Here is an 18,145-nt window from a genome sequence, read left to right as displayed (position 1 = left end):
GGACACCCAGGAGGACCAGTGAGCGCCCTCGGCGACTTCAAGGCGACCACGATCGACGGGCGGGAGATCTCCCTGTCCGAGTACGAGGGCGAGGTCGTCCTCGTCGTCAACACCGCGAGCGAGTGCGGCTTCACGCCCCAGTTCGCGGGCCTCGAGGAGCTCTACCGCGCGTACCGCGACCGCGGCTTCACCGTGCTCGGCTTCCCGTGCAACCAGTTCGGCGGGCAGGAACCGGGCACCGAGGCGGAGATCAGCGGGTTCTGCGAGAAGAACTACGGCGTCACCTTCCCGATGTTCGCCAAGGTCGAGGTCAACGGCGCCGGCGAGCACCCGCTCTTCACCTGGCTGAAGTCCGAGGGCGGTGGCCTGCTCGGCAGCCGGATCAAGTGGAACTTCACCAAGTTCCTCGTCGGGCGCCACGGCCAGCTCATCGGGCGCTGGTCGCCGACGACCGAGCCGTCGGCGCTCGCCGGTGAGGTCGAGGCGGCGCTCGCCGGCTGAGAGCGCCGGCGGAGCGGGCCCTACGATCTGCGGGTGGACCTCGCCCGCTTCGCCGACCGGGTCGCCACGACGGTCGTCGACGTCCGCCGTGGCGCCGACGCCCTCGACGCCCTCGACGGCGAGGGCTTCTGGGCCGTCGTCGCGACCTTCGAGGGTGAGGTCACGGCCGTCCGCTTCGCCGACGTGACGCGTGGGGTACCGGTGCCGGGTGACCTCCCGTGGGCGCCGCTGGCGGGGGAGTGGGCCTCGTCGCTGGACCGCTCCGAGTACGTCGGAGCGGTCCGTGACGTCCGGCGCCGGATCGCGTCGGGGACGGTGTACCAGGTCAACATCTGCCGCGTCGTCAGCCACGAGCTCGACCCCGACGCTGACCTCGACGCACTGGACTCACTTCTGCGACAGGGCAACCCGGCGCCCCATGCTGCCCGCATCCGTTGTGACGCGGCGGGGCTCGACGTCGTCGGTGCCTCACCCGAGCTGTTCCTGTCCCGTTCGGACGGCCGCGTCGTGACGCGTCCGATCAAGGGCACCGCACCCACCCCCGAGCAGATGCTGCCCAAGGACCACGCCGAGAACGTCATGATCGTCGACCTCATGCGCAACGACCTCTCGGGGGTGTGCGAGCCGGGCACCGTGTCGGTCGACGCGCTCTGCGCCGTGGAACGGCATCCCGGCCTCGTGCACCTCGTGTCGACGGTGAGCGGCCGGCTGCGTCACGACGCGTCGTGGCGCGACATCGCTGCATCGACGCTGCCGCCGGGCTCGGTCAGCGGCGCGCCCAAGTCGAGCGCGCTCAGGGCCATCGCCGAGCTCGAGGCCGCGCCGAGGGGGCCCTACTGCGGGGCCGTCGGCTGGGTCGACGCCGACCGCGGCGACGCGGAGCTGGCGGTGGGCATCCGCACCTTCTGGGCCGAGAACGACGACGACGGACGCCGATGGCTCCGGTTCGGCACCGGGGCCGGGATCACGTGGAGCTCGGACCCCGAGGGGGAGTGGGCCGAGACCGAGCTCAAGGCCGCCCGGCTCGTCGGGCTGGCAGCAGGCGCTGTGACACCATGAGGCCCACCCCAGCGGCGACACGACGAGGAACCATGAGCACCACCACACGCGTCTGGGTCGACGGACGGCTCGTCGACCCCACCGGGCCGGCGGTGTCGGCCCTCGACCATTCCGTCACCGTCGGCGACGGCGTCTTCGAGACGGCCAAGATCATCGACGGGCATCCCTTCGCGCTGTCCCGGCACCACCGCCGCCTCGAGCGCTCCGCCGCCGGCCTGGGCCTGCCGCCGGTCGACCTCGCGTTCGTCGACAAGGGCGTGGCCGCGGTGCTCGAGGGCGAGCCGATCCCGTTCGGGCGCCTGCGCTACAGCGTCACCGGGGGCATCGGTCCGCTGGGTTCGGACCGGGCCGACGCCGACCTCACCTACATCGTGCTCGCCGCGCCGCAGCCCCTGCCGCCGGCGAGCGGTGCCCTGACGGTCGTGCCCTGGACCCGCAACGAGCGCTCGGCGGTCGTCGGCCTCAAGACGACCTCCTACGCCGAGAACGTCGTGGCGCTGGCGCGGGCCCGGGAGGTCGGCGCGGTCGAGGCGGTCTTCGCCAACACCCGCGGCGAGCTGTGCGAGTGCACCGGCAGCAACGTCTTCGTCGTCGTCGACGGCGTCGTGCTGACTCCTCCTGCCGACTCCGGGCTGCTGCCCGGCATCACCCGTGAGCTCGTCATCGAGTGGGGACGGGCCGCGGGATTCGACGTGCGGGAGGAGGCCCTGCCGGTCGAGGTGCTCGCCTCGGCCGACGAGGTGTTCATCACGAGCTCGACCAAGGACGTGCTGCCCGTCCACGCCGTCGACGAACGGGCCATGCCGGCCGAGCGCCCGGTCACCGACGCCCTGCAGCGGGTCTTCCGCGAGGCGTCCGGGCAGGACCTCGACCCGTGACCGGCCCCGACGGCGCCCACCCGGACGAGCCGACGCACGTGGCGTCCGACGCGTCGGGCGAGGTCGACTACTCCGACCCCAACCTGACCCTCGACGCCGACGAGGACCGCTGGGCCTGGCGTGCCCGGCTGCGACGCAACCGCGTGACGCACCTCGTGTGGCGCACCGCCGTGGGCGTCGTCGGCACGGTGGTCACGGTGGCCGGCCTCATCATGGTGCCGGCCCCCGGGCCCGGCTGGCTCGTCGTCTTCTTCGGGCTGCTCATCCTCGCCAGCGAGTTCGAGTTCGCCCAGCGGTGGCTCGACTTCGCCAAGCGTCACGTGAGCCGGTGGAACGACTGGATCATGGCGCAGGCCGTCTGGGTGCGCGGCCTCGTCGCCCTGGCGACGCTCGTCATCGTGTGGGCGGTGATCTGGGGCTATCTGGCCGTGGCCGGTGTCCCGCCGTTCGTGCCGCAGTGGGCCGACGAGCTGCTGTCTCAGCTGCCCGGTATCGACTGACCTGCATCGCCGCGCGGGCCGAGCGGGCTTCCGGACAGCCCCCGACGGGGCGATTTCCGCCACCGGTCCGCCACAGGCTATTGTTTCCCTCCGTCGCCCCGATCGCCGTCGGCACACGGGCGCCCGGACGTGTAGCTCAGTTGGTTAGAGCGCTCGCTTCACACGCGAGAGGTCAGGGGTTCGAGTCCCTTCACGTCCACCGGCACCGAACGGCCCCTGACCTGTGAGACCACAGGTCAGGGGCCGTCGTTGTCCCGGGGCCGCGCGCCGCGCGCGGCTGCCAGCGGGACGGACTAGCCTGAGCCGCATGAACGCTGCCGTGTCGAGCCTGTTCATCTATCCCGACTCCGACGCCCCGGGGCAGGAGCTCGACAGCGTCGAGATCACGCCGACCGGGCCGGCCGGCAACCGGTCCAAGAAGAACGCCGTCCACCTCGTCTCAGCCACCGACTACGTCGAGACGCACCCGAAGGCCAACGTCGTGCTCGACATGGACGCCTCGGTGCTGGCCGGGCTCGTCGGGCGCACCGTCCGGCTCGGTGAGTGCACCCTGCGGGTGACCCGGACGCCGTCGCAGTGCGCCGGCGTCTACGCCGACGTCGTCGAGCCGGGCGAGGTCGCGGTCGACGACCTGCTGCTCGTCGCAGCGCCGGAGTGACCGGCGTGCCCGTGGCGCCGGCCGTCTCGCCGGACTCGGGCGCGGGCCCCTCGTGACGATCCACTCCGAGCACCCGTTCCTGCCACCCGAGCCCGACCGTGACCCGGTCCGGCGGCTGCGGGGTCGCGTCGGGTCGACGGTGACGCTGTGGACCGCTGGAGCCGGGGTCGAGCGCGCCGGGCTGACGGTGTCCTCCTACCTCGTCGCCGCGGGGGAGCCTGCCCGGGTCGTGGCCCTGCTCCACCCCGAGTCCGACCTCCTCGAGCGCCTCGAGGAGGAGGGCACGGCCGTCGTCGCTCTGCTCGGCTGGCGCCAGCGCGAGGTGGCCGACGTCTTCGCCGGCGTGCGCCCGGCCCCCGGAGGTCCGTTCCGGGGCGGAGCCTGGGAGCAGACGGCCTGGGGGCCGCGCCTGCTCGACGTCCCGACGTGGGCGGGCGTCCGTCTCGACCCCGCCACCACCCACGACGTCGGGTGGTCGCGTCTCGTCGAGGCCGTCGTCGAGCACGTGGAGCTCGGCGACGACGCCGAGCCGCTCGTGCACCGACGCGGCCGGTACCAGCGACCCGACGCCTGAGCGATTCCCTTGGGGCGCACCGTAACCCGGCCCTCGTCAGGCGCCCATCAGGTCGTCATTCATCTCGGTCGTCAGCCACGCGTCGGGGATGCCGAAGCCGTCGACGAGGAGGCCGGCGTGCGGACGCAGCTCGGCGCACAGCTCGTTGACGACCGCGGTGAGGGCCTTGGCGCGGGCCGGGCTCAGACGGTCGTGCTCGAGGTACCAGGCCTTGTGCGCCTCGATCGTCGTGAGGGCGTACAGGTCGCAGACCCGCGTGAGCAGGGCCTGCACCTGCGGGTCGTCGCACTCCTCGACGGCGGCCGCGAACGACTCCGTGACGACTCGCTCCACGTGGGCCTGCGCGGTGTCGACGAGGTGGTCCTGGCAGGCGTTGAAGACGGCGAACGCGTCGGCGTCGCGCGCCTCGGCCCGACGCAGCCGGCGGGCCAGCCCCTCGAGCAGGTGCTCCTCCCGCTCGCGCAGCAGCCGCAGCTGGGTGCCGCGGGCTGCGAAGGTCAGGTCCTCGTCGCGGCCGGGTGAGGCGTCGACGATGCGCTGGACGATGCCGCGGGCGGCGGAGCGCTCGATGACGGTGCCGGCCGCCAGGCGGGCGCCGAACCGGACGATGCCCGCGGTGTCGAGGTCGCCGAACGTCGAGCGGTAGTCGGTGAGCAGCGACTTGGCCACGAGCTGGAGCAGGACCGTGTTGTCGCCCTCGAACGTCGTGAAGATGTCGGTGTCGGCCTTGAGCTGCGCGAGCCGGTTGGCGTGGAGGTAGCCGGCCCCTCCGCACAGCTCGCGGCACTCCTGGATGGTGTCGGTGGTGTGTCGCGTGGTCAGCGCCTTGATCCCGGCGGCGCTGGTCTCGAGGCGCCGCTGGGCCTCCTCGCCGGGGGTACGGCCCGACAGCACGTCGTCCATCGCGCCGACGAGCTCGTGCTGGGCCACCTGCAGGGCGTAGGCGGCGGCGATGCGGGGCAGCAGCCGGCGCTGGTAGGTGCGGTAGTCGAGCACCGTGACCTCGTCGCCACCGCCGGGTGGCGCGAACTGCCGGCGCCCGAGGGCGTATCGCGTCGTGACCGCGAGGGCCGAACGGGCGGCGGCACCCGCACCGCCGGCCACCGAGATGCGACCCCGGACCAGGGTGCCCAGCATCGTGAAGAAGCGCCGTGACGGGTTGTCGATGGGGCTGGCGTACCGGCCCTCGTCGTCGATGTCGCCGTAACGGCCGAGCAGGTTGGTGCGGGGCACGCGCACGTGGTCGAAGGAGAGCCGGCCGTTGTCGACGCCGTCGAGGCCGAGCTTGGGCCCGCAGTCGGTCGCCGTGACGCCCGGCAGCGTGCGGCCCTCGGCGTCGCGCAACGGCACGAGGACGCAGTGCACGCCCCGGGACTCGCCGTCGACGACGAGCTGGGCGAAGACCGCGCCGACGCGGGCGTCGTGGGCCGCGCCCCCGATGTAGTCCTTGCGCGCGGCGGGCGAGGGCGAGTGGACGACGAGCTCGTCGGCGGCCGCGTCGTAGGTGGCCGTCGTCAGCAGCGCCTGGACGTCGCTGCCGTGACCGGTCTCGGTCATGGCGAAGCAGCCGAGCAGCTCGCCGCTCGTGATGCGCGGCACGAGGTCGTCATGACGTTCGGTGCCCAGCATCGACACCGCCCCACCGAACAGGCCCCACTGCACACCCGCCTTGACGAAGAGCGAGAGGTCGCTGTGGCCGAGCATCTCGAACGCCGTGACCGAGTCGCCGTACTGCGCGCTGCCACCCTGGCGCTCCGGACAGCCCTGTGCCGCATAGGGTTCGGCGGCCAGTCGCCGCATCTGGTCGCGCACCCGTGCGCGGTGCTCCTCGAGCGGGAGCGGCTCGGCCGGTGGGCCGAACACGGCGTGGTCGAGCTCGCGGCAGCGCTCGCGCACGGCCCGACGTGGGCCGTCGAGGTGGGCGCGCAGGGCGTCGGCACCCGGCGGGGGCAGGATCGGGGCGGTGGTCGGTTCAGCGGACACGGCGGGCCTCCTCGGCGGGCGTGCTGGCGGGGGTGCCAGGGGATGTCAGGGATGTCAGGGGATGTCGGGGGAGTGTGCGGGCCGGCCGGCAGGGGAGAGGACGGGCGCAAGGCCGGTCCACGCGAGGTCGGTGAGGGCCGCGACCACCTCGGCGCGGGGCGTGCGGTGGGCGGTCGCGAGCCAGTCGTCGGCGACCGCCTGCACCGAGCCGACGAGGGCGATGGCCCAGGTGCGCGCGCGGGCGGGGTCGGTCGCCGACGCCTCGAACGAGCGCAGCAGCAGCCCGGTGAGCCGGTCGGCCACCTGGGCCACGGTGCCGCCGACGGGGTCGTCGGGCAGCGGACGGTCGACGAGGGGCCGGTTGACGACGAAGCGGTAGACCTCGGTGTCGGACTCGACGAGCGCGAGGTAGGCCTCGACGGTCGAGGCGATGAGCCCGCGGGGGTCGCCCGCACCGCTGTCGGCGTCGTTGCGCGCGAGGGCCGCCCCGACGTCGCGGACGACCCGCGCGTCGATGCGTGCGGCCACGGCCCGGTAGAGCCCGGCGCGGTCCTCGAAGTGCCGGTAGACGACGGTCTTGCTCGTGCCGGCCTCGGCGGCGATGTCGTCCATGCCGACCGTCGCCCCGTGGCGGCGGATGGCCCGGATCGTCGCGTCGACGAGGGCGGCTCGCCGTTCCTCGCGGTGGCGCTCCCACCGGGCGTCACGCCCGTCGCGGGCGTCTGCGCCGGCCCGACCGCGACGCGGCGTGCGGGCGCCGCTCGGCCGGGCTTCGTTCACGTCGTCCATCTCACGAAAGTAACAGGTACGTGCTGTATCGACTACTGCCAGTTTCGGTTATCTTGGGAGCAACGACAGCCAGACACCTCCACCACAGCGAGAGCAGGTACAGACAGATGGCGTCCAACACCACCGCCTTCCGAGCGCCCCGCCGCGTCGCGGTCCTCGGGGGCAACCGCATCCCCTTCGCCCGGGCCAACGGCGCGTATGCGCAGGCCGGCAACCAGGACATGCTCACCGCCGCCGTCGACGGCCTCGTCGCCCGGTACGGCCTCGCGGGGGAGCGGCTCGGCGAGGTCGTCGCCGGGGCCGTCCTCAAGCACAGCCGCGACTTCAACCTCACCCGTGAGACCGTCCTCGGCACGCGTCTGTCGCCGGCCACGCCCGCCTACGACGTCCAGCAGGCGTGCGGCACCGGTCTCGAGGCTGCGATCCTCGTCGCGAACAAGATCGCCCTCGGCCAGGTCGAGTCCGGCATCGCCGGTGGCGTCGACACCGCGAGCGACGCGCCCATCGCCGTCAGCGAGGGGCTGCGCCACACGCTCCTCGCAGCGAACCGCGCGCGCACCCCGGGGGCGAAGGTCAAGGCCCTCGCCGGCCTGCGTCCCGGCGACCTGCTGCCGTCGGTGCCGCAGAACGTCGAGCCGCGCACCGGGATGTCGATGGGCGAGCACATGGCCGTCACGGCCGCCCAGTGGGGCATCTCGCGCGAGGCCCAGGACGAGCTGGCCGCGGCGAGCCACCACCACCTCGCCGCCGCGTACGACCGCGGCTTCTTCGACGACCTCATGACGCCCTACCTCGGGCTCACCCGCGACAACAACCTGCGCCCGGACACGAGCGCCGACAAGCTTGCGGCCCTCAAGCCGGTCTTCGGCCGCGGCGAGGGCGCGACGATGACCGCCGGCAACTCGACGCCGCTCACCGACGGCGCGTCGGCCGTGCTGCTCGCGAGCGAGGACTGGGCCGCCGAGCACCACCTCGAGCCGCTCGCCTGGTTCGTCGACGCCGAGACCGCCGCGGTCGACTACGTCCACGGCGACGAGGGCCTGCTCATGGCGCCCGCCTACGCCGTGCCCCGGCTGCTCGCCCGAAACGGCCTGTCCCTGCAGGACTTCGACTACTACGAGATCCACGAGGCCTTCGCCGCCACCGTGCTCACGACGCTGACGGCGTGGGAGGACCCCGACTTCTGCAAGGCGCGCCTCGGCCTCGACGCCCCCCTCGGCGCGATCGACCGCTCGAAGCTCAACGTCAACGGCTCGTCCCTCGCCGCCGGGCACCCGTTCGCCGCCACGGGCGGGCGCATCGTCGCCTCGCTGGCCAAGCAGCTCAAGGAGGCCGGCGGCGGCCGTGGCCTCATCTCCATCTGCGCTGCCGGTGGGCAGGGCGTCGTCGCGATCCTGGAGGCCTGACCCGTGCCCGACCTGTTCACCACGCTCATCAGCTCGCCCGTGGCCAAGAAGGTCGGCGTCCCGCAGCCGACGCCGCTGCGGCGGTACGAGCCCGGTCTGCCGCTCTGCGAGGGACCCGTCCTCGTCGCCGGCGGAGGCCGCTTCGCCACGGCGCTCGCCGAGTGGCTCGGCTCGCTCGGGATCGTCACCGTCGAGTCGGCCGACGCGGTCGCCGAGGGCACCCGCCTCGGCGCCGTCGTCCTCGACCTCAGCGCCGCCACCCACCCCGACGAGCTGGCCGCGCTGCGCGTCGTCGGTGCGCCCGCGGTCAAGCGCCTGGCCCGCAACGGACGCGTCGTCGTCGTCGGCACTGACCCCGCGTCAGTGACCGGTGTCGCCGAGGTGGCCACGCAGCGCGCCCTCGAGGGCGTCGTGCGCTCGATCGGCAAGGAGCTGCGGGCCGGCGCCACCGCCAACCTCGTGCTCGCCACCGGCGAGGCCTCCGACGGCGTCCGCTCGGCCGTCGAGTTCTTCCTCTCGGGCCGCTCGGCGTACGTCGACGGGCAGGTGGTGCGCGTCGACGCCTCCACCGGCGCCGCGGCCGACGCCCTGCGCCCGCTCGCGGGCAAGGTCGCGGTCGTCACCGGTGCCGCCCGCGGCATCGGTGCCGAGATCGCGCGGGTCCTGGCCCGCGACGGCGCGACCGTCGTGGCCGTCGACGTGCCGCAGGCGGGCGACGCCCTCGCGCGAGTCGCCAACGAGGTCAAGGGAACCGCGCTCCAGCTCGACGTCACGGCGCCCGACGCCGGTGCGCGCCTCGTCGAGCACGCGCGCTCGCGCCACGGATCGCTCGACATCGTCGTCCACAACGCCGGCATCACCCGCGACAAGCTGTTCGTCAACATGGACGACGCGCGGTGGGACTCCGTCATCGGGGTCAACCTCGCCTCGATCCTGCGGATGAACGAGGCGATCCTCGGCGAGGGTGGGCTGTCAGACAGCGGACGGATCGTCTGCGTCGCCTCGATCGCCGGCATCGCCGGCAACCGGGGGCAGACGAACTACGGGGCGAGCAAGGCCGGCGTCATCGGGCTCGTCACCGCGCTGTCGGCGCAGGTGGCCGCGCGCGGCATCACCGTCAACGCCGTGGCTCCCGGGTTCATCGAGACGGAGATGACGGCCAAGATCCCGTTCGCCACGCGCGAGATCGGTCGCCGGATGAACTCCCTCCAGCAGGGCGGCCGACCGCGCGACGTCGCCGAGACCATCGCCTGGTTCGTCCAGCCCGGCGCCGCCGCCGTGACCGGGCAGGTCGTGCGCGTCTGCGGCCAGAGCCTGCTGGGAGCGTGAGGCCGATGACGCGCCACACGACGCTCGACGGCCCGCCGGACCTGCGCCGCATCTACGCCACAGCGGCCCTGCGCCGCGGCTCGTCGTCGCACGAGCTCCCGGACGTCGAGGTGTCCCGCGCCGGCGTGCGGGTCGATGTCGCCGACCTCGTCGCGTACTCGCGGGTCTGCGGCTTCACCGTCGACGGCACGCTCCCGCCGACCTACCCGCACCTGCTCGCGTTCCCGCTCCAGATGGTCATCATGAGCGGCAACGGGTTCCCCCTGCCGCTGCTCGGCGCCGTGCACGTGGAGAACACCATCACCGCGACCCGTCCGGTCCGCGTCGACGAGGTGCTCGACGTCTCGGTCCGCGCGGCCGACCTGCGCCCGCACCGCCGGGGTCGGCAGGTCGACCTCGTGTCCGAGGCCAGCGTCGCCGGCGAGCTCGTCTGGCGCGGCGTCAGCACCTACCTGTCGCGCGGCACCGAGCACCCTGACGCCGTGGCCTCCGAACCGCCGACGCTGGCACCGCTCGACGCCGTGACGACCGGGCCGCTCTGGCGGCTCGGCGAGGGCACCGGGAGGGCCTACGCGTCGGTCTCCGGCGACTGGAACCCGATCCACGTGCACGCTCTCACCGCCAAGCCGCTCGGGTTCCCGACCGCCATCGCCCACGGGATGTACTCGTACGCAAGGGTGCTCGCCTCGCTCGGACCCAAGCTGCCCCTGTCGGGCCTCACGAGCAGCGTGTGGTTCCGCAAACCCGTCCGCCTGCCGTCGACCGTGCGCCTGCGCACGGCCTTCGACGACACGTCGACGCTCTCGGTGCTCGAGTCGGCCAAGGGCGACGTCGAGCACGCGGTGGTACGCAACAGTTGGTGAGTGCACCCGGGGCCCTACGGCAGGTGGACCCACCTGATCGGCAGGGCCCCGGGTGCTCGCTCAGGGGCGCCACACCCAGTTGACGCGGTCGTAGACCTGCACGAACCCGGCCCGTTCCATGTTGTGCAGCGACGGGTTGTGGTGGCCGTCGGACTCCTGCCACGTCTCGGAGCTGAGCCAGGTGCACCCGGCCGCGCGCGCTGCCTCGACGCGCTGGTGCATGAAGGCCGACTGGGCCCCGCGGCCACGGGCGTCCTCGTCGGTCGCGGCCCCGCAGAACGCGCCCAGGCCGCCATGCACGAACAGCTGCGCGGCTGCCACCAAGCGCGCTCCGTCGTGGGCGCCCCAGGAACGGAAGCCGGAGCGCTGCCCCGACCGCGCACCCTCGGCGAACATCGCGAGCAGCGAGGGGTGCTCGGGCATGCCGAACCCACGGGCGAACAGGCGTGCCCACGCCTCGGACTCGCCAGGATCGAGTGGACCGACCTCGAGGTCCGAGTGTGCTTGAGCGGCAGGCTCGTCGGCCGGGCGCAGCAGCTTCGCCCACACGTTCCCGGCGACGATGCCGAGGCGTCCGCTGACGTCCTCCCAGTCCTCGGGCAGCACCGCGGGTGCCAGCTGCAGCACCCCCGCAGGCGCGCCGGCGCTGCGGTAGCGGTCGACGACGTCGCGGGCGACGTCCTCGGTGAAAGGCTCGGTGACGCCGAAGCCGAGCGCCTTGTTCCAGTAGCCCCCGGTCGGGTCGCCGGCCATGACGAGAACGACGCCGCCACCGACCCGGGCCTGCTCCATCCCGAGGGCCACCTGGGCCTCGGTGGGCGCGCCGCGCTCGAAGGCGTACATGAACTCCGCCTCGGCGGTCTCGGCCACCGCGACCGTCTCGGACACGCTCAGCTCATCGACGCGCACGCACGCCTCCCGGGGCCGGCCGACGGCGTCGGCGACTCGCACCAGCGTAGGTCAGCCGGTCGCCGTCGCGGGGTCCCTCGCTCACCCTCGGTGGACCATCCGTGGAGCACCGTGTCGCTGGTCCCCGCGGGTCCTCGATACCCTTGGTCGCGCCGTGACCCGACGGCGCCCACCCACCAACACGTAGCGTCCCGACCGGTCCCGGTCGGGACCGTGACGAGAAGGAGCACGCACCGTGTCTGCACAGATCACCGTCACCGTCGCCGGGAGCGAGCGAACGGTCACGGAGCAGACGACGGCGGGTGAGCTGTTCGGGGGTGAGCGCTCCGTCGTCGTGGCCCGCGTCAACGGCACCCTGCGTGACCTCTTCCACGTGCTCGCCGACGGCGACGTCGTCGAGGCGGTCACCGTCGACAGCGAGGACGGCCTCGCCGTGCTGCGCCACTCGACCGCGCACGTGCTCGCGCAGGCGGTCCAGCAGCTGCACGCCGACGCCAAGCTCGGCATCGGCCCGCCCATCCGCGACGGCTTCTACTACGACTTCGACGTCGAGACCCCGTTCCACCCCGATGACCTCAAGGCCCTCGAGAAGGCCATGCAGAAGATCATCAACGAGGGCCAGACGTTCGAGCGTCGCGTCGTCACCGACGCCGAGGCCCTCGAGGAGCTCGCCCACGAGCCGTACAAGTGCGAGCTCGTCGGGCTCAAGGGCGGCAACGCCGACGAGGCGGCCGAGGGCGCCGGCGTCGAGGTCGGGGCGGGCGAGCTGACGATCTACGACAACATCCGCCGCGACGGCACCCGGGCCTGGGGCGACCTCTGCCGGGGTCCGCACATCCCGAGCACCAAGGTCATCGGCAACGCCTTCAAGCTGATGCGCTCGGCCGCCGCCTACTGGCGCGGGTCGGAGAAGAACCCGCAGCTGCAGCGCGTCTACGGCACTGCGTGGCCGACCAAGGACGACCTCAAGGCCTACCTCGACCGCCTCGCCGAGGCGGAGCGCCGCGACCACCGCAAGCTCGGTGCCGAGCTCGACCTCTTCAGCTTCCCCGACGAGCTGGGCTCCGGGCTGCCGGTGTTCCACCCGAAGGGTGGCGTCATCAAGCGCGAGATGGAGGACTACGTCCGCCGCCGGCACATCGAGGAGGGCTTCGACTACGTCGGCACGCCCCACATCACCAAGGACGGCCTCGTCCACACCTCGGGCCACCTGCCGTACTACGCCGACACGATGTTCCCGCCGATGGAGCTCGAGGGCGCGAAGTACCAGCTCAAGGCCATGAACTGCCCGATGCACAACCTCATCTACAGCTCGCGCGGTCGCTCCTACCGCGAGCTGCCGCTGCGGTTCTTCGAGTTCGGGTCGGTCTACCGCTACGAGAAGTCGGGTGTCGTGCACGGCCTGACGCGCGTGCGCGGCATGACGCAGGACGACTCGCACAGCTACGTCACCCCGGAGCAGGCCCCGGCCGAGATCCAGCACCTGCTCGACTTCGTGCTGAGCCTGCTGCGCGACTTCGGCCTCGACGACTTCTACCTCGAGCTGTCGACGCGCGACGAGGACGGCGACAAGAAGGACAAGTTCATCGGCAGCGACGAGCAGTGGGCCGTCGCGACGAAGGTCCTCGAGGACGTCGCCGTCGCCTCCGGCCTCGAGCTCGTGCCCGACCCGGGTGGTGCCGCGTTCTACGGCCCGAAGATCTCGGTCCAGGCCCGCGACGCGATCGGCCGCACCTGGCAGATGTCGACGATCCAGTACGACTTCAACCAGCCCGAGCGCTTCGGCCTCGAGTACCAGGCGGCCGACGGCTCGCGCCAGCAGCCGGTCATGATCCACTCGGCGAAGTTCGGCTCGATCGAGCGCTTCCTCGGGGTGCTCGTCGAGCACTACGCCGGCGCGTTCCCGGTGTGGCTCTCGCCGGTCCAGGTGCTCGGCGTGCCGGTCGCCGAGGACTACGCCGACTACCTCGGCGAGGTGCTGGACCGCATGCGCCGCAAGGGAGTCCGCGTCGAGCTCGACGCCAGCGACGACCGTTTCCCGAAGAAGATCCGCAACGCGAGCAAGTCGAAGGTGCCGTTCACGCTCATCGCCGGTGAGGACGACCGCGCCGCCGGCGCCGTGTCGTTCCGCTACCGCGACGGCTCGCAGAAGAACGGCGTGCCGGTCGACGATGCCATCGCCGAGGTGCTCGCCGCGATCGAGGGCCGAGCGCAGGTCTGACCCTCCGCGCGTGCGCTGAGCGCAGGACCGTTGTCCTGTCCGATGTCGTGTCGACTTCGGACAGGGCGGCGGTCACGGGTTGCCCGGTGGGGCGGACGACACGAGTCTCGGGCGAGACACCGCTGTCGCCCCCGTGAAGGAACGCCCCCATGCGCATCGTGCTCAGATCGCTCGGCACCGTCGTCCTCGCCGCCACCGCCCTCGGGCCGGTGCTGCCCTCCGGGGCGCCCCCGACAGCGGCGGCCGCCACCGCCGCGGACTCGCTCGTGTCGGCGGTCAACCCGTTCATCGGCACGCAGGACAACGGGAACACCTTCCCGGGCGCCAGCGCGCCGTTCGGCATGGTCCAGGTCAGCCCGGACACCGGGGGAGAGGGCGGCTACGACTACTCGCAGAAGTCCGTCTACGGCTTCAGCCAGACGCACCTGTCCGGTGTCGGGTGCCCCGTCGTCGGCGAGCTGCCCGTCATGCCGACGAGCGGCGCGATCACGACTGTCGACGCGTCGCGCTACGCGTCCACGTACTCGCACTCCGACGAGGAGGCGAGCCCCGGCTACTACCGCGTCGGACTGCCGACCTACGGCGTCCAGGCCGAGCTGACCGCGACGGACCGCACCGGCTGGCAGCGGTTCACCTTCCCGGCCGGCAAGGCCGCCAACGTCCTGCTCAACACCGGCAAGGCCAACATGAAGGTCTTCGACTCGGAGGTGCACGTCGTCGGCGACCGCGTCGTCGAGGGGCGCATCCACGACGGCAACTTCTGCGCCGGCAAGGACGAGCACACGGTGTACTTCCGCGCCGAGTTCGACCGCCCCTTCAGCTCGTTCGGCACGTGGAGCGGGTCGACGCTCACCAGCGGTCGCCGAGACGCGTCGACGACGGGCGGCGGCAACGGCGCCGCCGTCACGTTCCCCGACGGCACGACGTCGGTGACGATGAAGGTCGGCCTCAGCTACACCGGGGCGGACGGCGCCCGCGCCAACCTCGCGAAGGAGACCGGCGACGGTTTCGACTTCGACGCGACGCGCGCGGCCCTGACGCAGCGCTGGGAGGAGCAGCTCGGGCACGCCCGGATCACCGGTGGTTCGACCGGGCGGCGCACGGCCTACTACACCGCGCTCTACCACTCGCTCATGCACCCCAACCTCGCGTCCGACGTCGACGGCACGTACCACGGTTGGGACGGCAAGAACCACGTGGCGCAGGGCTACACCCCGCGGCAGAACTTCTCGCTGTGGGACACCTACCGCCCGCAGAACCAGCTGCTCGAGGTGCTCGCCCCCGACGTCGCCCGCGACTCCTACCTGTCGGTGCTCGCCATCGGTCGCGAGGGCGGCTGGCTGCCGCGCTGGGCCCTCGTCAACAGCGAGACCAACATCATGACCGGCGACCCCGTGACGCCGTTCCTCGTGGAGGGCTGGAGCAAGGGCTTCCTCGCCGGGCACGAGGACGAGGCCTACGCGCTGCTCAAGCAGAACGCGACCGAGCAGCCACCGGCCGACAGCCAGTACAACGGACGGTCGGGCCAGCACTGGTACGAGAAGCTCGGCTACATCCCCTTCGGCCTGAAGGTGGGCACCGACTGCGTGTCGCACGGGGGCGACAACGACTGCGCGCACCCGGCATCCGCCACGATGGAGTACGCGGCGGCCGACGCGTCGCTCGCGATCATGGCCAAGGGGCTCGGCCACACGGCCGACGCGTCGATGCTCACCGAGCGCAGCGGCTGGTACCGAAACCTCTGGGACGCCGGCACCCAGGCCTTCCGTCCGCGGATGAGCGACGGCACGTGGCTCGACCCGTACGACCCGGTCGAGGCCTCGCACGCCTTCCACGAGGGCGGCTCCTACCAGTACCAGTGGCTGGCACCGCAGGACCCGTCGGGCCTCGTCGACCTCATGGGCGGTCGCGCGTCCACCGCGAAGCGTCTCGACGACTTCTTCGCCTACGACAAGCTGCTCACCGACCCGGCCGGCACCGCGCGGACCGACTGGATCGAGGCGACGTACGCGTACTACAGCAAGCCGACCTACAACCCCAACAACGAGCCCGACCTGCTCGCCCCCTACGTCTACGCGTGGGTCCAGCAGCCGGCGAAGATCGCGACCGTGGCCCGCGCCGCGTTCACCCTCTTCACCGACGGCGCCGACGGCATGACCGGCAACGACGACCTCGGCACGATGAGCGCCTGGTACGTCTTCTCCTCGTGGGGGCTCTACCCGACGATGAGCGGGGCGAACTTCTTCGTCGTCAGCTCGCCGCAGTTCGAGCGCGTCGACATCGACGTCGCGTCCCCAGCGTCGGTCCGCACCGGACAGGGCGGCCGCCTGACCGTCACGGCGCCCGGAGTCTCCGACGACAACCGCTACGTGCAGACGCTGACGGTCAACGGGGCGAAGAGCACCAAGAGCTGGGTCGGCTGGGACGCGCTGCGCGGCGGCGGCACCATCGCCCACACCGTGGGCACGACGCCGAGTCGCTGGGGCACGACGCCCGCCGACGTCCCGCCCTCGGCCGTGCAGGCCGGCCGCGATCCGCGCCTGTCGCTGTCGATGACGGCGCGTCCGAACCCGGTCGTCGTGCCCACCGGCGCGCGTGAGGCCCGCCTCTCGGTCGACCTCGTCGGCCAGGCGCCGAAGAGCCTGCCGGTGCAGGTCGACGTCGCGGCCCCGCAGGGCTGGTCGGCCGCGGTCGGCGGCAGCGGTGACGGCGCCGAGGTGCTGCACAGCAACGGCGTGCCGTCCAGCGCGTCGGTGCCCGTGACCCTGACCCTGCCCGCCGGGCTCGGCGTCGGGTCCCACGAGGTGCAGGTCACCGCCTCGGCCCCGGGCGTCGACCCGGTGACGAAGGTCGTCACGGTGCAGCTGCAGCAGGCCCTGGCGTGCGTGCCCGGAGCGACCGGCTGCGCGGTCGACCTCGCCCCGGCCCGCAACCACGACGGCACCGCGACGGTGTCCTCGCCCAGCGAGGGCAACTTCGACAACAGCGGGTGGAGCTACGACGCGGCGCTGCTGCCCACCGGGACCACGTGGGACTGGAACGGCGTGACGTACGCCGCGCCCGTCACCTCGGGCACGACGCCGAACTTCGTCGAGGGCCGGGGGCAGACGATCCTCGTGCCCGCGGCGAGCCGGACCGCGATCCACGTCATCGGCTCGACCCACAACGGCGACGTCTCGACGGCCCTGCGCCTCACCTACACCGACGGCAGCGTCCAGTCGGTGCCGATCTCGCTGACCGACTGGGCCGCCGGCAGCGGCCACAACGGCAACCAGGTCGCCATCGCCATGGACCACCGCATCAAGGGTGGCTCAGGAGTCGACGGGCCGCCGGTCCAGCTGTTCGGCACCACCGTGGCCGCTGACCCTGCCAAGCAGCTCCAGTCGATCATCCTCCCGGGCGACGACCGCTTCGAGGTCTACGCCGTCACGCTCGGCTGAGGTCGACGCGTTCCGGGTCCGGCGCCGTCGTGCGCCGGGCTCGGAACCGCACGACACCGGCCAGCCCGACGACGAGGAACACCGCCGACAGGTACTGCGCCTGGCTCAGGTGCAGCGGGCCGTGCAGCTCGTTGACGCGGAACGGCTCGATGGCGAGCCGCTCGGCCGCTGCGAGCACGATCCAGAGGCTGAACAGCCAGCCGGCCCGGTACGGGTGGCGGCGCAGCGCCCACAGGACGCCGAAGAGGACGAGCGCCATCGCCGTCTCCCAGATCGGGGTCGGGTGGACGCCGGGGGCCGGGATCTGCACGCCGAGGATGTTGCCCTGGTACTGCTGGGCCCAGAGCCACGTCGGCAGCCACCCCGGCTTGCCCGCGAGGCCCGCCGCCACGCCCCAATCCCCGTCGCCCGAGACCTGGCAGCCGATCCGCCCGACCGCGTAGCCGAGCATCAGGGCCGGCGCGGCCGCGTCGAGAAACGGCGCGACGCGGATGCCCTTGCGGCGCAGGAGGATGACGCCCACCGCGGTGGCGACCACGAGGCCGCCGATGATGTTGAACCCGTTGCTGCTGAAGACCTGCCCGACCGGGTCGGCGAACACGGCGCCGGGGTCCTCGGCCACCGAGAAGAGCTTGGCCCCGGCGATGCCCGACAGGAGCATGGCGGCGGCGAAGGTCGTCGTGAACTCGTCGAGCCCCTCGAGGGACGTCACGGCGCGGGAGGTGCGGCGGACCCCGACGCGCCCAGACGAGGTGTCGCCGTCCGGCGGGGTCGGGTCGACGCCCGGGTCTCCGGCCAGCTCGCCGGCGCTCCACCGGCGTCGCAGCTCGATCCGCAGCACGACGGTGGCCGCCCCGACCGCGAGGAGCACGAGGAGGCCGAACATGGGTACCGGCAGCGGCAGGTCGGCGCCGGTCAGCGCCTTCACCAGGTCGCTGAGGTAGGGGTAGGCGTCGTCCGGGGTGGGCACAGCCGGACCCTAGGTTCGCGCCGGCCACGGGGCAAGCGCCGGCCCGCTCGGCGACTCCTTCGGAC

General features: G+C 72.7%; 15 protein-coding genes and 1 tRNA gene. 12 read left to right on the top strand and 4 right to left on the bottom strand.

The genetic code is table 11. The annotated features are described in order from the left end of the window. Window positions 1-18: 18 nt before the first annotated feature. The 7 genes from RY076_RS12650 (at window position 19) to RY076_RS12620 (ending at window position 4,170) form a co-directional block, all read left to right on the top strand. Window positions 19-501 carry a glutathione peroxidase gene (locus RY076_RS12650; RefSeq protein ID WP_323098521.1) on the top strand — a complete coding sequence of 161 codons (483 nt, stop codon included), beginning with the start codon at window positions 19-21 and terminating at the stop codon, window positions 499-501. A 33-nt stretch (window positions 502-534) separates the two neighbouring features. Continuing rightward, window positions 535-1,560, top strand: a complete 1,026-nt coding sequence (locus RY076_RS12645) for a chorismate-binding protein (RefSeq protein ID WP_323098520.1) — start codon at window positions 535-537, stop codon at window positions 1,558-1,560. A gap of 32 nt (window positions 1,561-1,592) precedes the next feature. Beyond that, window positions 1,593-2,438, top strand: coding sequence for an aminotransferase class IV (locus RY076_RS12640; protein WP_323098519.1), 846 nt, complete (start codon window positions 1,593-1,595; stop codon window positions 2,436-2,438). Beyond that, the gene (locus RY076_RS12635; RefSeq protein WP_323098518.1) at window positions 2,435-2,938 is read left to right on the top strand and encodes a TIGR02611 family protein; all 504 of its coding nucleotides are present in this window, start codon (window positions 2,435-2,437) and stop codon (window positions 2,936-2,938) included. Before RY076_RS12640 ends, RY076_RS12635 begins: the two co-directional genes overlap by 4 nt. 125 nt (window positions 2,939-3,063) lie before the next feature. Next, a tRNA-Val gene (locus RY076_RS12630) sits at window positions 3,064-3,137 on the top strand. Between the two features lie 108 nt (window positions 3,138-3,245). Next, the gene (locus tag RY076_RS12625; protein ID WP_323098516.1) at window positions 3,246-3,596 is read left to right on the top strand and encodes a hypothetical protein; all 351 of its coding nucleotides are present in this window, start codon (window positions 3,246-3,248) and stop codon (window positions 3,594-3,596) included. Window positions 3,597-3,648: 52 nt separating this feature from the next. Further along, window positions 3,649-4,170: a flavin reductase family protein gene (locus RY076_RS12620; protein WP_323098514.1), complete on the top strand. Its 522-nt coding sequence runs from the start codon at window positions 3,649-3,651 to the stop codon at window positions 4,168-4,170. Between the two features lie 36 nt (window positions 4,171-4,206). Here RY076_RS12620 and RY076_RS12615 read toward each other — a convergent pair whose 3' ends face one another. Next, window positions 4,207-6,153 carry an acyl-CoA dehydrogenase family protein gene (locus tag RY076_RS12615; protein WP_323098513.1) on the bottom strand — a complete coding sequence of 649 codons (1,947 nt, stop codon included), beginning with the start codon at window positions 6,151-6,153 and terminating at the stop codon, window positions 4,207-4,209. A 54-nt stretch (window positions 6,154-6,207) separates the two neighbouring features. Further along, window positions 6,208-6,942, bottom strand: a complete 735-nt coding sequence (locus RY076_RS12610; RefSeq protein WP_323098512.1) for a TetR/AcrR family transcriptional regulator — start codon at window positions 6,940-6,942, stop codon at window positions 6,208-6,210. A 107-nt stretch (window positions 6,943-7,049) separates the two neighbouring features. On the opposite strand from RY076_RS12610, the gene RY076_RS12605 reads away from it, so the two are divergent. Genes RY076_RS12605 through RY076_RS12595 form a run of 3 tightly spaced genes read left to right on the top strand, consistent with a single transcriptional unit; the run spans window position 7,050 to window position 10,540 of the window. Further along, complete coding sequence (locus RY076_RS12605) at window positions 7,050-8,348, top strand: acetyl-CoA C-acetyltransferase (protein WP_323098511.1); 1,299 nt, start codon at window positions 7,050-7,052, stop codon at window positions 8,346-8,348. Between the two features lie 3 nt (window positions 8,349-8,351). Next, entirely contained in the window at window positions 8,352-9,677 is a 1,326-nt protein-coding gene (locus RY076_RS12600) for a 3-oxoacyl-ACP reductase (protein WP_323098510.1), read from the top strand. 5 nt (window positions 9,678-9,682) lie between these two features. After that, window positions 9,683-10,540, top strand: a complete 858-nt coding sequence (locus tag RY076_RS12595; RefSeq protein ID WP_323098509.1) for a MaoC/PaaZ C-terminal domain-containing protein — start codon at window positions 9,683-9,685, stop codon at window positions 10,538-10,540. A gap of 60 nt (window positions 10,541-10,600) precedes the next feature. Here the strand turns inward: RY076_RS12595 and RY076_RS12590 are convergent, their stop codons facing one another. Next, complete coding sequence (locus RY076_RS12590) at window positions 10,601-11,428, bottom strand: GNAT family N-acetyltransferase family protein (RefSeq protein WP_323098508.1); 828 nt, start codon at window positions 11,426-11,428, stop codon at window positions 10,601-10,603. A 256-nt stretch (window positions 11,429-11,684) separates the two neighbouring features. Between RY076_RS12590 and thrS the strand changes: the two genes are divergently transcribed. Both thrS and RY076_RS12580 read left to right on the top strand, forming a co-directional pair. Beyond that, on the top strand, window positions 11,685-13,670 hold the full coding sequence (thrS, locus tag RY076_RS12585) for a threonine--tRNA ligase (protein WP_323098505.1): 1,986 nt from the start codon (window positions 11,685-11,687) through the stop codon (window positions 13,668-13,670). Window positions 13,671-13,819: 149 nt separating this feature from the next. After that, window positions 13,820-17,110 (top strand): GH92 family glycosyl hydrolase, encoded by a 3,291-nt coding sequence (locus RY076_RS12580; protein ID WP_323098504.1) that lies wholly within the window; start codon window positions 13,820-13,822, stop codon window positions 17,108-17,110. Here the strand turns inward: RY076_RS12580 and RY076_RS12575 are convergent. Then, window positions 17,097-18,080 (bottom strand): prolipoprotein diacylglyceryl transferase, encoded by a 984-nt coding sequence (locus tag RY076_RS12575; RefSeq protein WP_323098503.1) that lies wholly within the window; start codon window positions 18,078-18,080, stop codon window positions 17,097-17,099. The genes RY076_RS12580 and RY076_RS12575 overlap by 14 nt on opposite strands. Window positions 18,081-18,145 lie beyond the last annotated feature (65 nt).

It is taken from the genome of Intrasporangium zincisolvens, assembly GCF_034724055.1.
GTDB classification, from domain to species: domain Bacteria; phylum Actinomycetota; class Actinomycetes; order Actinomycetales; family Dermatophilaceae; genus Monashia; species Monashia zincisolvens.
The sequence above is the reverse complement of the archived record's forward strand: the minus strand, read 5'-3'. Positions and strand labels throughout refer to the sequence as shown.

Bases quoted from the DNA above. Each gene is read 5' to 3' on its own strand.
- RY076_RS12640 (WP_323098519.1), top strand. From the start codon at position 1,593: ATGAGCACCACCACACGCGTCTGGGTCGACGGACGGCTCGTCGACCCC.
- RY076_RS12625 (WP_323098516.1), top strand. From the start codon at position 3,246: ATGAACGCTGCCGTGTCGAGCCTGTTCATCTATCCCGACTCCGACGCC.
- RY076_RS12610 (WP_323098512.1), bottom strand. From the start codon at position 6,942: ATGGACGACGTGAACGAAGCCCGGCCGAGCGGCGCCCGCACGCCGCGT.
- RY076_RS12605 (WP_323098511.1), top strand. From the start codon at position 7,050: ATGGCGTCCAACACCACCGCCTTCCGAGCGCCCCGCCGCGTCGCGGTC.
- RY076_RS12595 (WP_323098509.1), top strand. From the start codon at position 9,683: ATGACGCGCCACACGACGCTCGACGGCCCGCCGGACCTGCGCCGCATC.
- RY076_RS12580 (WP_323098504.1), top strand. From the start codon at position 13,820: ATGCGCATCGTGCTCAGATCGCTCGGCACCGTCGTCCTCGCCGCCACC.